15 protein-coding genes are annotated in these 14,319 nt (G+C 58.2%); 4 read left to right on the top strand and 11 right to left on the bottom strand.

All coding sequences use genetic code 11. From position 1 onward, the window contains the following. Positions 1-22 precede the first annotated feature (22 nt). Positions 23-382: a copper resistance protein gene (locus JO226_RS19870; protein WP_296406626.1), complete on the bottom strand. Its 360-nt coding sequence runs from the start codon at positions 380-382 to the stop codon at positions 23-25. A 165-nt stretch (positions 383-547) separates the two neighbouring features. On the opposite strand from JO226_RS19870, the gene JO226_RS19865 reads away from it, so the two are divergent. The 3 genes from JO226_RS19865 (at position 548) to JO226_RS19855 (ending at position 2,482) form a co-directional block, all read left to right on the top strand. Further along, positions 548-859: a type II toxin-antitoxin system HigB family toxin gene (locus JO226_RS19865; protein ID WP_296406624.1), complete on the top strand. Its 312-nt coding sequence runs from the start codon at positions 548-550 to the stop codon at positions 857-859. Continuing rightward, complete coding sequence (locus tag JO226_RS19860; protein WP_296406621.1) at positions 856-1,275, top strand: helix-turn-helix domain-containing protein; 420 nt, start codon at positions 856-858, stop codon at positions 1,273-1,275. The genes JO226_RS19865 and JO226_RS19860 overlap by 4 nt, the downstream gene beginning before the upstream one ends. Positions 1,276-1,504: 229 nt before the next feature. Beyond that, complete coding sequence (locus tag JO226_RS19855; protein WP_296406619.1) at positions 1,505-2,482, top strand: DNA repair protein; 978 nt, start codon at positions 1,505-1,507, stop codon at positions 2,480-2,482. A 30-nt stretch (positions 2,483-2,512) separates the two neighbouring features. Here JO226_RS19855 and JO226_RS19850 read toward each other — a convergent pair whose 3' ends face one another. Next, positions 2,513-4,033 carry a PAS domain-containing methyl-accepting chemotaxis protein gene (locus tag JO226_RS19850; protein WP_296406617.1) on the bottom strand — a complete coding sequence of 507 codons (1,521 nt, stop codon included), beginning with the start codon at positions 4,031-4,033 and terminating at the stop codon, positions 2,513-2,515. A 370-nt stretch (positions 4,034-4,403) separates the two neighbouring features. Between JO226_RS19850 and ygjG the strand changes: the two genes are divergently transcribed. Then, complete coding sequence (gene ygjG / locus JO226_RS19845; RefSeq protein ID WP_296406615.1) at positions 4,404-5,783, top strand: putrescine aminotransferase; 1,380 nt, start codon at positions 4,404-4,406, stop codon at positions 5,781-5,783. 43 nt (positions 5,784-5,826) lie between these two features. Here the strand turns inward: ygjG and JO226_RS19840 are convergent, their stop codons facing one another. The 9 genes from JO226_RS19840 to JO226_RS19800 form a co-directional block, all read right to left on the bottom strand. Continuing rightward, complete coding sequence (locus JO226_RS19840) at positions 5,827-6,468, bottom strand: hypothetical protein (RefSeq protein ID WP_296406613.1); 642 nt, start codon at positions 6,466-6,468, stop codon at positions 5,827-5,829. Positions 6,469-6,479: 11 nt separating this feature from the next. After that, positions 6,480-7,208, bottom strand: coding sequence for a fimbria/pilus periplasmic chaperone (locus JO226_RS19835; RefSeq protein WP_296406611.1), 729 nt, complete (start codon positions 7,206-7,208; stop codon positions 6,480-6,482). Next, complete coding sequence (locus JO226_RS19830) at positions 7,201-7,725, bottom strand: fimbrial protein (protein WP_296406609.1); 525 nt, start codon at positions 7,723-7,725, stop codon at positions 7,201-7,203. The genes JO226_RS19835 and JO226_RS19830 overlap by 8 nt, the downstream gene beginning before the upstream one ends. A 9-nt stretch (positions 7,726-7,734) precedes the next feature. Next, positions 7,735-8,280 carry a fimbrial protein gene (locus JO226_RS19825; RefSeq protein ID WP_296406607.1) on the bottom strand — a complete coding sequence of 182 codons (546 nt, stop codon included), beginning with the start codon at positions 8,278-8,280 and terminating at the stop codon, positions 7,735-7,737. A 14-nt stretch (positions 8,281-8,294) separates the two neighbouring features. Beyond that, the gene (locus tag JO226_RS19820) at positions 8,295-9,305 is read right to left on the bottom strand and encodes a fimbrial protein (RefSeq protein WP_296406605.1); all 1,011 of its coding nucleotides are present in this window, start codon (positions 9,303-9,305) and stop codon (positions 8,295-8,297) included. A gap of 1 nt (position 9,306) precedes the next feature. Then, positions 9,307-11,934, bottom strand: a complete 2,628-nt coding sequence (locus JO226_RS19815; RefSeq protein ID WP_296406603.1) for a fimbrial biogenesis usher protein — start codon at positions 11,932-11,934, stop codon at positions 9,307-9,309. A gap of 32 nt (positions 11,935-11,966) precedes the next feature. Then, complete coding sequence (locus JO226_RS19810) at positions 11,967-12,683, bottom strand: fimbria/pilus periplasmic chaperone (RefSeq protein WP_296406601.1); 717 nt, start codon at positions 12,681-12,683, stop codon at positions 11,967-11,969. A 33-nt stretch (positions 12,684-12,716) separates the two neighbouring features. Further along, positions 12,717-13,271: a fimbrial protein gene (locus tag JO226_RS19805; protein WP_296406599.1), complete on the bottom strand. Its 555-nt coding sequence runs from the start codon at positions 13,269-13,271 to the stop codon at positions 12,717-12,719. A gap of 63 nt (positions 13,272-13,334) precedes the next feature. Beyond that, positions 13,335-13,886: a fimbrial protein BcfA gene (locus tag JO226_RS19800; protein WP_296406598.1), complete on the bottom strand. Its 552-nt coding sequence runs from the start codon at positions 13,884-13,886 to the stop codon at positions 13,335-13,337. Positions 13,887-14,319 lie beyond the last annotated feature (433 nt).

The following is a 14,319-nucleotide window of genomic DNA, read 5'->3' as shown; positions in this document are numbered from 1 at the left end:
ACCTGAGTTGTCAGGTCAGTGCTCATTCACGGAAGACGCATAATCGTAGATGCACCCGTAGCCGGGGCGGGGAAATAACGCGGGGAGGCCAGAGACGTTCAGGCCGCGAGGGCATCGCCGCCAGTACGGCAAGCAGCAGCGCGACAGCGACCATCGCCCCTTCGAACAGCACCGGCGGCGAGGCCAGCAACGACTTCGCGCTCAGCTCGCAGGGGGAAACCGGCGCCTCAACATTGTCCTGAGGTTGCGACATGGTCTGCGTCACGGCGGCGGCGTTCATGACCAGCGCGTGCAGGCCTGCCATCCGCTGCGCAGTGCATACCAGCACCACCAGACAGGCAAGGACTACAAGAAGAATGGCTTTTCGCTGTCGCTTGATCATGATCGGCCTCAATTATTCATAAAGCTTATCTTATAGGGTGAGCGCGTTTTCGCAATGGCAATGCTGTAAAGAAGTGTCTTAATCAAAACAGCGTTTACATATTGTAAACAGCCACATGCAATGCTAGAGTGTTTACATAATGTAAACGGATGGAACGAACGCACAATGCACGTTATTTCAAGAGAACCTTTTGAGGAAGCGGCAAAGCGATACCCCAACGATTCGTTCGCCATTCGGGCACTGTACCGCTTAGTGCGTGAGACGGATTTTACATCTCCGGCAGCGTTGAGAACGTTGGTACCGAGCCTGGATAATTTTAAGTACCGGAACAAATGGTGGGTTTTGGATGTAGGGGGTAACAACGTGAGGGTTATCGCTTACATCAATTTCGTGAATAAACGCTTCTACGTAAAGCACATAACAACCCATGCTGAATACGACAAGTTAACCCGATGCTACAGGGAGAACAAAGAATGAACACTGACACGACAAAAGCCCTTGAAGCAACCAGACAGCTCGTCGCTGCAGTCCCCTTCCTGGGGGGCAGTTCTTCCGAGAGCGATTACCGTGAAGCGCTGGCGCTCGTAGATTACCTGATCGAGAACGACGATGAAAATCCACTGATTGACTTCCTGGCGAGCAAGATTGCTGACTATGAGGATAATAGCGATCGCTTCGCTGAGTTTAATAACGCTATCGCTGAAATGCCGGTCGGCGTTGCGCTGCTGCGCACCCTGATCGACCAGTACAAATTGTCCTACTCAGATCTGAAAGAAGAGATTGGTTCAAAATCGCTGGTCAGCCAGATTTTATCCGGACAGCGCTCTCTGACCATCACCCACATTAAGGCGCTTTCTGCGCGCTTCGGTGTGAAACCAGAGTGGTTTCTCTAAACGCGTTCCTCACCTCACCGCGACAGCGTAACTCCGCCCGGGGTTAAGCGTGGAAACTGGCGTTTAACCCTCATTTTCGGAGGTTGATTTCCGTTAAAGGTTTATTTCCTGCTGAATGATTAACGCATTGAAATAATGCAATTTATAATGTGATTATCGGCTGGCGACACGGGGGCGCGGATGGTAATCTGCCCCCCATCGCAGGGTATGGAGTCTGAGCGGGCGCCCCATGAGCAACCCCATCAAACGACTGGAAATCATCAAAAACGCCATTGAACTGGAAGATGCCGACATCATCGCCAGCCAGCTGCCGCACCTGAAAAACGACGCCCGTGACAGCGCGCTGCTCGCTATTGCGCTGGCGCTGGAAGAACAGCGCTACGGCGAGGCAATGGCCGATATTATCGCCTGGCTGCAGCACCAGCGCGCCATGGTTCACTGGCAGGACCCGCGGATCGCGGCCAGCAAGCTGGAGCTGAAAACGCTGGAGCAGCAGCTGTGTGCTCTGCTCGATACCCGCAATGCGCGCATCACCCGGCTGGATGCGTTTAACGACCTGTATATGTCACGCCTCGGGCCGTTGATGACTGAGGTGCTGCGGCTGCGCAAAGTGCTGGCGGAAGCCACATTGCGCCGACAGGAAGCGCAACGGCGGACAGGCCGCGACGAACCCGCCATTGACCCGGTCCGTGACGACGCGCGCGAACAGTATGAAACCTGGCGCGAACAGCAGCAAAAAGCGCAGCAGCGCCGTGATTTACAGGAAAACATGCCGCCAGCCGACCGCCAGGAACTGAAACGGCTATGGCGACAGGCCAGTAAGCTCTGCCATCCGGATCTGGTCGACGAGGCGCTAAAAACGCAGGCCAATGACATGATGGTGCAGCTTAACCAGGCGCGTCAGCGCGGCGACCTGATCACTATTCGCAGTCTGCTGGCCCGCCTGATGCGCGGCCAGCAGCCGCTGGCTGCGCACGACACACTCAACGACCTGACGCTGTTGCAGCGGAAAATGACCGCCATTAAGCAGCAGATCGCCGAACTGCTGCAGGAACTGCGCACTCTGGAGCGGGAGAGAGCCTGGCTGCTGATTTCCTCGCTGTCCGACCCGGAGGCCTATTTCCGCCAGCAGGAAAAAGCGCTGGCCAACACCATCGCCACCCTGCAAAAACACATCACCGAATCCGGGTTTGATGAAGTGGCATAGTCCGGCGGCGCTGGATATTTCCCAACGGGATTAATGCAGCACGGTTACCGCGTCTTGCAGCCGCCCGGCGCGGTATTTCACCATGGCGGAAACCTGTGCGCTCTCTTCCACCAGACCGGCGTTTTTCTGCGTAATCGCGTCCAGCTCCGCCACCGCCCGGGTCAGGTCCGACAGCCCGGCGGCCTGCTCCGACGTCGAGTGGCTGATCTGCGCGATAAGCTGCGTCACATTGCGCACCTGCCCGACAATATCATCCATGGTTTTCCCCGCCTCATGAACCTGATCGGCGCCGGACTGTACCTTACTGGCGCTGGCGTCGATCAGTTTGCGGATATCGTTGGCCGCGTTGGCGCTACGGCTGGCGAGATGACGCACCTCGCCAGCCACCACCGCAAACCCTTTACCCTGCTCTCCCGCCCGCGCCGCTTCCACCGCCGCGTTGAGCGCCAGAATATTGGTCTGAAACGCGATGTCGTTAATCAGGGTCGTTATCGAGCCAATACGCTGGGTGCTGTCGGCAATGTCGTCCATGGTTTTCACCACCGTCTGCATCGCCTGTCCGCCGTGGGTCGCGGCATCGCTGGCGGCAATAGAGAGCTTATCGGCGGCGGCAGCGGTTTCGGCGTTGTTCTGTACCGAGGTCGCCATCTGGCTCATGGTCGCAACCGTCTGCTGAACATTCACCACCGTCTGGCGCGTGCGCTCATTAAGATCGTCGTTGCCTTTAGCCAGCGCATCGCTGCCCTGACGGACGCTGGCCACCTGCCCCGAGACATCGTGAATCAGCCAGCGGCACATCAGCCCAAGCTGCCCGACAGCGCGCAGGGTTAGCCCCAGTTCATCGCTGCGGTTAAGGTGCTCAACGCTGTTGCGCTCGCCGGTGGCGACGCTCAGCGCCTGACGCGCCACGTTCTCGACCGGACGCACAATCTGCCATTCGAAAATCAGCGTCCCCACCACCAGCATCAGCGCGCTGACCAGCAGCGACAGCCAGTGCGCCCCCGTCGCCAGCAGCGACGCCGCCAGCAGCGCGTACAGCGCGGTCATGACGCCGCGCGCCCGCCAGCGCAGCGGCATCGCTGGGTGTTTTCCCCAAAAACGCCTGCTGACCACCAGCCCTTTATGCACCCGCTTATTGCAGCGCCCCTCATTCAGCGCCTGGTACAGCGGCTCAACGGCGGCAATCTCCTGCGGCTGCGCTTTCGTACGAATCGACATATAGCCGCTGATTTTACCGTCGCGCACCATCGGCGCCACGTTGGCGCGTACCCAGTAGTGATCGCCGTTTTTGCGGCGGTTTTTGACGATGCCGCTCCACGGCTCCCCCTTTTGCAGCGTGTACCACATATCGGCGAATGCGGCTTTCGGCATATCCGGGTGGCGCACCAGATTGTGCGGCTGCCCGGTCAGCTCGTCGAGCCGGTAGCCGCTTATCTGTACAAAGGCGTCGTTGGCGTGGGTAATGTAACTATTCAGATCGGTGGTAGACATTAATGTGCTGTCATCATCAAGCGCATAATCACGCTGAGTGACATAGGGATGGGAAGACATACGCGCGTCCTGTGCAGGTTGTTAAGTTACTTATTTTTTGGCTTATTGTTATTTCGGCGATAAACACTTTATCTTTAGTTGTTAAATTTGATGCAGATCGCAATTTGCGTTTAAACCTTATAATTTGTGCGTTTTCCTTCCCGTGGTGCAGCTCTTGCACCATAACGATGCATCCCATTCGCCGACTCGCTGCGTTTATGCTGACGCGGCAGGAGTAAAAACCGCAATAATGTTAACGAAATGATTAAATATTGTTACATACAATTTCTACCAGGCGTTTATCCCGATTTTTTCGCTCCGCTCCGGTCTGGCGTAATCCCTGCAATACTTAATTCAGTATCATGTGATACGCGATGCCCAGGAGCATACTTTGAACAGGTTACCTTCCAGCGCCTCAGCATTAGCCTGCAGCGCGCACGCACTGAGTCTCATTGAGAAAAAAACGCTGTCTCATGAGGAAATGAAATCACTGAATCAGGAGGTCCGGGAGTATTTTAAGGAGCATGTGAATCCGGGGTTTCTTGAGTACCGAAAATCTGTAACAGCAGGCGGGGATTACGGAGCCGTAGAGTGGCAAGCAGGAAGTTTGAATACGCTTGTCGACACTCAGGGACAGGAGTTCATCGATTGCCTGGGTGGATTTGGTATTTTCAACGTAGGGCACCGTAATCCAACTGTGGTTTCCGCCGTACAGCATCAACTCGCTAAACAACCGCTTCACAGCCAGGAACTGCTCGATCCGCTTCGCGCGATGCTGGCGAAAACGCTGGCGGCGCTAACGCCGGGCAAACTGAAGTACAGCTTCTTTTGCAACAGCGGTACAGAGTCGGTCGAGGCGGCGATTAAACTCGCCAAGGCGTATCAGTCTCCGCGCGGGAAATTTACCTTTGTCGCTACCAGCGGCGCGTTCCACGGTAAATCGCTGGGCGCCTTGTCAGCCACGGCGAAAGCGCCTTTCCGTAAACCGTTTATGCCGCTGCTGCCGGGCTTTCGTCACATTCCGTTTGGCGATATCAGCGCCATGCGTTCGGTGCTGGCCGAGTGCAAGAAGACCGGCGATGACGTGGCCGCGGTGCTCCTTGAGCCTATCCAGGGCGAAGGCGGCGTTATTCTGCCGCCACCAGGATATCTGCCCGCCGTGCGTAAGCTGTGCGATGAGTTTGGCGCGCTGCTGATCCTCGACGAAGTGCAGACCGGCATGGGTCGCACCGGCAAGATGTTTGCCTGCGAGCATGAAAACGTGCAGCCGGACATCCTGTGTCTGGCGAAGGCGCTGGGCGGCGGTGTGATGCCGATTGGCGCGACCGTGGCGACCGAAGAGGTGTTCTCGGTGCTGTTCGACAACCCGTTCCTGCACACCACGACCTTCGGCGGCAACCCGCTGGCCTGTGCGGCGGCGCTGGCGACCATCCACGTTCTGCTGGAAGAGAACCTGCCTGCGCAAGCGGAGCAGAAAGGCGATATGCTGCTGGACGGTTTCCGCGTTCTGGCCCGCGAATACCCGGACCTGGTCCAGGAGGCGCGCGGTAAGGGGATGCTGATGGCCATCGAGTTTGTCGATAACGAGATTGGCTACAGCTTTGCCAGCGAGATGTTCCGCCAGCACGTGCTGGTCGCCGGTACCCTCAACAACGCAAAAACCATCCGCATTGAGCCGCCGCTGACGCTGACCATTGAGCAGTGTGAGCAGGTGTTGAAAGCGGCGCGCTTTGCCCTTGCGGCGATGCGCATCAGCGTGGAGCAGGCGTAAGACGCCTTCACCTGACCCTCTCCTTCACACCGGAGAGGGTCTTTTATTTCTGCGTGTTCCCGGCCTGTCCCTTCGCTTTCTGAATCGCCATTTGCAGAACCTCTTGCGTTGTGCTGCCCGACGCGACATACACCCGCTGCGCGCTGGCAGGTGCAGACTGCGGCATCACGACAAACGCTGGCGCTCTGCTAAACCCCATCTGCTGCGCCAGCGTCTGGTTTGCCGCCAGCGCTTTAAAGATAAAGCGTACGTCCGGGTTGGCCTTCACCAGTTGCTCCACCATCGGCGCCATCGCGCTGTAGTTAGAACCCTGAGAGTCAAAAAACATCACCACGCTTGCTTTCGCGTCTTTCGGTCCGACGGAAGGGCTATCCATGCTGAGCAGTTGCGCCTGATGCTGCAACACCATCTGTACCTGCGCCTGCTGCTCTGCAACCTGCTGGCGCTGACGCAGGTTTTCGCTCGCCGCGACCAGAAACTCAGGATGGTTCGCCAGATACGTCGCCACCGCTTCGCCAAGCTTATCCGGGTGCGCGGTAAAGTACGCTTCGGCAAGGGGGCCAATCTGCGCCTGCTGGGCATCGCTAAACGACGCGTTCGTACCGGCCGCCACGGCGGGTGCCGCGCAGGTAAGCGCCAGAAGCAGCGCCAGCGGGCGCGAAAACGTGTTTTTTTTCAGATGCATGATGAGTCACTCTACGGTTGAATTAACGCGGTGGCCGGGGGCATAACCCGGCCATAATCGTTGATCGACTGCCAGCGAACCTGGCAGGGTTGCGAAGACGGGCAGCCGCTAAAACGACGCTGCCCAAAGGGCGCCACGACGCCCGCGTTCTCCTGGCTTTTCCCGGCGATACTGAGCTGAAACAGCGTGACGTAATACGGCCCCGGGTTGCTGACCCGCAGCGCCGCGCCGTCCCGCTGCCAGCACAGGGTGTGGTATGCCGCCTCCGCAGACCCCGTAAGCCCGGTCGGGCGATACAAGAGCTTCAGCGCCGAGCGCACCGCCAGTTGGACACTGTTGGCCTGCGCTTTGCTGGAGGGAATGGCGGCGATACGAAGCGTAAACAGACTTTCGCGATCCGCAGGCAGCGCCCCGCCGGTATAGATAATCCGCAGGGTATTTTCCCGCTGCGGCTGAATAACAAACAGCGGCGGCGTGATGACAAACGGCGCGGGTTCTCCTCCGGCCTGCGCCGCGCCCGGCCACTCGCCGCCGACGGTCACCCGGGCGTTAATCAGAAACGGCATCAGCGATTTGTTGCGCACCGGGACGCTTATCGATGCTTTCGCCCCGGGATAGACAAAGCGGGTGCCGCCGATCACCACCCCCGCCTGCGCCAGGGTGCTGAACAGCAGCAACAGCCCGGCCAGGCACAGCAGCAACGGTAAAATAAGCGTGCGGTCACGATGACGGTCAGGCATAGGTCAGCACGAACGTGGTGGAAGCATTAGCAGTACCGGCGGCGACGCTGTCGCCATCGGCGATGTAGCGGGCGTAAAAATTAAGGGTGGCCGTCGCCTGATTAGGCGCAAGCGGCGTATTCTCGCTCTCTTTTCCCATCGGGATGAGCGACTTATCCTGGTTGTAGATCCCCACGCCAATGCCGGTGGCATACCCCGCGCCGCCGGTCAGCGCCAGCAGGTCCGGATTCTTACCGTTTGATGCCCCCTCGAAATGGACGGTGACGCCGCTTGCCGCACCGCCGCATTTCTCAAGGTTGATAGCGAAAAGCTCATAGCGCGAGCCATCACCCGCCTGAGCAAACTGTTTGCTGGAGACATCGCCCATCGGCACGGTCAGGTTTTTCGAGTCCGGCGATACGGCGCAGGTGTTATCGGTAATGGTGCCGGTGATGTACACCGTCCCCTGATGTGCCTGAAGCGGCGGCGTCGCTATCAGCGCCAGGCCCAGGCAAGCCGCAAAAGAATACCGTGTCATGCTGGCTCCTTACTGATACTGAAGGTCAAAGTACATCACCGCAGTGGCGTTCCCCGCCGTGACCTGGCTTGTCGTCGACTTGTAGCGCAGGTTGAAAGTCAGGGTGTTATCGCCAGCGTGCAGCGGGTACAACGCTGACGCAGTGTTATTGATGCTGACAGGAGACTGGCTGCTGTCGAGGATCTGCACCCCCACCCCCGTCGCCATCTGCGATTCGGTTCCCATCCCGGTCGCGGAAAGCGCCAGCAGCGAAGGATCATCGCTATCGGCAGTGCCGGTAAACCACACCTGTCCGTCGGTGATGTTTTGCGTACAGCCCGTCAGCATAATCAGCAGCGGCGCCGACGTTGCGGTCGAACCGACGGAGGGGAAATCTGCGGTGGAAAACTGCCCAAGTTTGACGGTCTGCGTCTCGCTCGACGCATCCACGTTGCAGGTTTCCGCCACGATAGTGCCGGTCAGCTTCAGGTTATAGCCGCTGTCATCAGCCCGGACCGCCGGGCTGCCGACGAACACGCCACAGAAGCAGAACGCAAATACGATGTTATGTTTCATCATCCTCACCTGATTTACGCAAAATCGACGCGCAGGAACGCCAGCGCCGTAAAGAGGCCTTCCGCGGGCGATTTCCCCGTCGTGCTGATGGGGTAAGCCTGCAAGCTGATGTTCGCCTTACCCGAGGCATCGGTGGTAAACGGAATATTGCTGTTGAGGTCGTTCGGCGTCAGGATTTTGCCGCTTTGATCGGCCACCACCACGCCCACATCGGTATTATCCGACGCAACCGCCTGGTTAAAGTGGCTGTCTGGCGTCGCCTGCACACGCAGCGTCAGGTTGGCCGGATAGTTAATGCTGCCGTTGCACTGAATCGGCACGTTGAAGGTTTTTACTGGCGCGTCGTCGGGCTTTTGCCCGGCGTTTTTGAAATCACCACTGTACAGCGTGCCAAAATCCACCAGCACCGTTTGCCCGGCATTGACTTCGCAGCTTTGCGGTACGGTAATCGTGCCGCTGTAGGCAATCTGATACACCACGGTGGATAACGGATCGCCGCTATTGGTGGTGACATACACGTTAAACATCGTCTGCTGGGGAATGGTGACGGTGCCGATAAACGATTTAACGATCCTGATTTTAAAAATCAGGTTGGAGTCGTGGACGTTAAACGGCTTGCCCTGATTCACGTTGGTGTCGGTTCCCATCTGAATATATTTTGCAGGCGGGTAGAAATCCCCCGCAGAAGAGTCGTGAATTTTCATCGCGCCTTCGATGTAGTCCGGGTCCAGCCGCAGGTACTGCCAGCTGCCGTCGGTATCCGCCACCGGAAAGGTGGTGACATACGAACGGTAAGTCCGGTTATTGGAGGAGGAACCTTTCGGGCACACCGCCTGAATATTGACGTCCTGGCTTTTCACCAACTGCGTCCCCTGCCCTGGCTGGTTCTGATCCTTCGTCAACGTGGAGGTCAGATCGTAACTCACCTGCGTAGGCGTCCCATTGGCGTTACTACAGACCGCCGCGACGCTATTTCCGGTCACTGATACCGAAAGCAAGAAAAAGAAGACAACAGACGTTCTCATGTTATGAACACTCCACCTTCTGGCGCACCAGGGGCTGATGACTTTCAGGTATTTGATAATTCGCGTTGCACTGCTTCGCTGCGCCGTCACCCCATTGCGCCGTCAGAGAACCCTGCGCTGTCAGACCAGACAAGTAGGTTTCACCACCGTCGCCGACGATCGTGTCGCCGCCGCCGTCGCTGCGGGTGACTACCGCGCCAAACGGCACCGGCTTACCGTTATGCATCAGCGTAAGCAGCGCCCGTTCTCCGACGCGGGCCTTAAAGGTGGCGCGCACCAGCGCGCCCTGGGTCGGCACCACGTTGGCCACCGCATCGTCAATATCCATCTTGTCGCCCAGCGAGTTGGTATCCAGCGCCATGCGGTTCTGACGGTAGGTAGTGGCGTACGGCACCACAGCGTAGCCGCGCCAGTCGGTATGAATGCCGGGCTGATCCTCCACACTGACGTCGCTGGCGCCCGGCGCGGCAATCAGCACGTTGGTGTCGCCCAGCGGCTGGCTCAGGGTGACGCCGTTGCGGTGGGCGACAACGCCGCCGCTCAGCCCGTAGTTGACCTGCTGGTAATCGCCGTTGCTGCTGTAGTTGTAGCCGACGTTGGCGTTGCCGTAAGCGCCATCGTACTCAACGCTGGCGGTGCCGCTGGCGCCATTGCCGTGGTTCTGATACCCCTGCTGCACGCTATAGTTCAGGTTGTTGTCCGCCAGCAACGTGCCGTTAAGCCCGGCGTTCTGCGTGGTGTTGCCGTGCTTGTCGGTGCTCATGCTCCAGGTGGCGTAGGCGTTATGGCTGCTCTGGGTCATGTCGGTCGCCGGGTGCAGCCACTGGCCGATCGGCAGCGACACCGTGAAGGCGTAAATCTGATCGCCCTGCGGCGCATCCGGCGCTTTGTTGTAGTTGTAGCTTATGCTGTACGAGATGCCGTCCCAGGTGCCGCTGTAACCCAGTTGCAGCAACGTATCGGTCTCATCGGTGTGCCAGTAGCTCTGCTGGCTGCCGGTAATAAACACCGAGCCATAGTCATCCAACTGCTGCGAGACGTTGATCTGCACCTTGCCGCGTTTGGTGTAGTACAGGTTGTAATAGTCCGTCCAGTCGGGGGTTTTGTTGACGTCGCCGTCCTGCGTTTGCACCACGTAACCGTCCATATGTTTGTAGGTGGTATCATCCAGGGTATAGAACCCGGAGGTGGAATACCGGTATCCGAGCAGCTGGAAGTTGGTGCCATAGTCGTTGAGCGATTTGGCGTACAGAAAGCGCACCGAGGAGCCGTGATGGGTGCTGTCGTTCGCCAGGGTGCTGGTCGCCTGCGTGATGTCCATCGACAACGCGCCGTAATCACCCATATTCACGCCAGAACCGAGAGCGAACGCCGCGTAGTCCTCCGACAACTGCGTGCCGCCATACACCGTTACCCCGCGCCCTAACCCCCAGATAAGCGTGCCCTGGCCGAAATTGACATTCTCCTGCTGGTCGCTGTTGCTGCGGTATTGCGCGGCGGTAATGGCGTACTTCACCCGGCCCTCACGCTGCAGGATAGGCACCGCCGAGTACGGCACGGTGTAGTTGCTGGTACTGCCGTCGGACTCTTTGACCTCAACGGTCAGGTCGCCGCTTGAGGAGGTCGGGTAGAGATCGTTAATCGCAAACGGACCGGGCGGCACATAGCTCTGGTAAATGGTGTAGCCGTTTTGCTTCACGGTGACCTGGGCATTGCTTTTGGCGATGCCGCGAAGGGTGGGGGCGAAACCTTTCAGGCTGTCCGGCAGCATGTTGTCATCCGAGGCCAGCTGCGCGCCGCGAAACGCGAGGCTGTCAAACACGTCGGATGGCGTATAGCTGTCGCCCAGCGTCAGCTCGCCCTTAAGCGGAATCACATCGCGCTGCGCGTAGGTGTTGATGTGCTGCCAGTCGCTTTTATTCTCCTGGCTGCCGCTGTCGTAGTTCCAGGTCGAGTAATCGCGCAGGCGCCAGGCCCCCAGGTTCAGCCCGCTGTTCAGACCGAGGAAGTAGCTGTTGTCCGCCGTACCGCCTTCGCTGCGGTCGCTACTGTTGGAACCCGTAAAGTTGTAGTTCAGCAGCAGCGCGTTAATGCCCTCATCCCACTGTTCCGGCGGAATATAGCCGCGAGCGCTGTTGCGCATCGCCGCCTGAGGGATGCTGAGATTCAACTGCTGATGCTCGAAATCAAACGCCGCCGTTGCCGCCGGGATCGCCGCGGTCACGTCCACACAGCTGTCCGGCTGCGCCTTAGCAAGCGATGGAAATGCCTGCAGGTTAACCCCCATGGCATCCAGCGCTTTTGGCGTCAGACAGGCGACGAGGCCGGTGTCATCCGCCTGTTGCGTCGTCGCGGCGGCTTTCGCGCGGGCGGTAAACGTCACATCCCTGGTCGCGAGAAACGTGCCGTTCAGCCAGACGTCCACGCGGTAGGTGCCGGGTGCCTGTCCATTGCCTTCAAAGCGGGAGAGGTCGGCCACCGCGCCCGGGTCGCTCGACAGGAACGCCGGATTGAAATAGTCCCCGGCGATCCCTTTCGGCGCCGCCAGCGCTCCCAGTAGCGCCAGCGCAACCTGAGGCAACGGCAGCCGAGCCACGGTGTTACATTCTCTGTGTAGATGACGCTTCATGCGCTGATGACCTTGCTTTCAGATGGCAGGGATTACCCCGAGCAGAATTGGGTGGGCGTATTGGCGCCGAAATCGTTGACGGTCTGAAAACTGACTTTGCCGCCCTGACCGCCAGGCACCGCCACCGTCAGGCTGCTTTTGGGGGCGACCATGGAATTCGGCAGCCGTGTGCCGCCCGCATAGAACTGCACCAGCGAAACGTAATAAGGCGATGGGTTGTTCACCGTCACCTTGCCGCCGCCCTGCTGACAGGTCAGCGTTTTCGGCGCGTTGACCGACGGCGTCGGCAGGTGTTTCGGGCGAACAAACAGCTTGATCACGCTCTGGGTAGCAATCTGCAGGGTATTGCTCGCCAGCTTGCTTTTATCCACCGACGGAATGGCCTTGCTGTTCAGGTAGAACACGCTTTCGCGATCCTCAGGCAGACCCGGGCCCACGTACATAATGCGCAGGGTGTTCTCTTTTTTCGGGTGAATGACGAACAGCGGCGGTGTAATCACGAAGTCCTGTGACTTCGCGCCGTCCGGGTTTGCCACCCACGACTGAATCAGAAAATCGTTGTTCTCCGATGAGTTAGTCAGCGGCAGGGAAACCTGCTTTTCGCCCTGAGGATAGATAACGCGGGTGGCGCCCAGCGCCACACCGCCAGCATGGGCTCCGGCGGCAATCCCCAGGGTGAAGGCGAACAGACCCGCGGACGTCAAAAGACGCCGCCAGGCCGCCTGGCTACATTGAAATCTGGCTTTCATTAGGATGTCAGTCTCTTTAATCGTCAGTCGTGGTTACTGATAAATCACGTTGAACCATACCTGGGCGCTGGCGCTGCCAGCGTTGACCCGGCGGTCGGTGGCCCGGTAGCGGGCGGTGTAGCTCAGTACGGTCTCGCCCTCCTGCAAAGGCGCGAACCAGGGAGGCCGGGTATCGGGAATGAGCAGGTTGCCTGCACCGTCAAAAATACCGATCCCGATGCCATGGGCCGCGCCCGCGCCGTAACCTGCGCGAAACACCAGCGGGTCCTTGCCGTCTGATTCACCGGTAAACAAGACGCCGACGTTCTGGCTGACGGTGGTATCGCAATCCTCCAGCACTATCTGAAAAGGTTGCGGGTCTTCCCAGTCGCCCAGAGAAGCGAACTGGTTGCTGCGAACCTGCCCCATCTGCACGGTTTGATTCCGGCTGTCGGCGCTGACCGAGCAGGCAGCGTTGACGACCTGGCCATAGAAATGCACGTCGCCGCCGTGAATATTCACGTAGTGATGGTTACCCGCGTAGGCGGGCAGCGTGGCGACCATGGAAAGCAGTAAGGGAACAACAGGGCGATGCGCATCCAGCCGCATAACGAACTCCTCTTACGACAACCTCAAGAAAGCCCCCGCCGGGCTGGCCGGGGGCTTGCCGTATCAGGAATACACCATGTTAAACGTCGCGGTTGCCGCAACATTGCCAGCGGTTGCCGCCCCCGTGGCGATATAGTCCACGCTCAGAGGGATGCTGTTTGCCCCGTCAACCAGCGTGACGGTGGAGGAGGTATCGCCGACGTTCAGCACCTGGCCGTCCGGTCCGTAGAGCTGCAGCGCAACGTTAGTTGCCGAACCGGCACCGGCAGTGTTCGCCAGCGTCCCCGGCTGCGTGCTGTCTTCCTGGCCGTTGAAGATGACTGCCGCGTTCTGGCTAACGGTGGTATCACAGTCCGCCAGATCGATGCTGAAAGCTTCTTTCTGGTTCGCTACAGCGCCCGCGGCGGTTAACTTCGCGGTACGCACCTGGCTCAGGGTGACGGTCTGATCGGTGGAGTTTGCGGAGACGGCGCAGGCGGCATCAACCACCTGGCCGACAAAATTTACCGTGCCGCCGGATACGGTGGTAGAGGTCGTAATCCCTGCCTGCGCCGCCGTCGCTGCGCCGCTTGCCATCATTGCCGTTACCACCATCGCTAATACATGCTTTTTCATACAAGTTCGTTCCTGAAATTAAAAACAAAAAGCTGGAATCATTTTTTAGGGCAATAAGAAACCCGAGTCGCTGGTGCAACTTATTTATCAAATGACTCCAGTAACGCTTTAGTTATGACGGTTTGACGGAAACACTCCGTCTTCATAAACATCCCTGTCGGATAACAGCAACAATATCCCTACGGCGGCTTGACAGTGTCAAAAGCCATGAAGAATAGTCAAACTAAAGTGATATTATTATCAGGAAGTGCCTGTGGTGTTTCAATGTTAATAATTGTCCTATATAGGATATTTCTTAAGGCACTGTTTTATACAGTTTTTTTGACACCAGATTATTCTTTAGTGTTAGTATAATGAGTCCCCGCCAGCACCAACGCGAACGCTGTTTGCGCAAGATATAATATGTTCTTAGTGATAGCTGTAATATAAAATT

This window comes from Pluralibacter sp. (assembly GCF_019237635.1).
Taxonomy (GTDB): domain Bacteria; phylum Pseudomonadota; class Gammaproteobacteria; order Enterobacterales; family Enterobacteriaceae; genus Enterobacter_B.
This window is presented reverse-complemented; position numbering and strand designations above follow the sequence as displayed.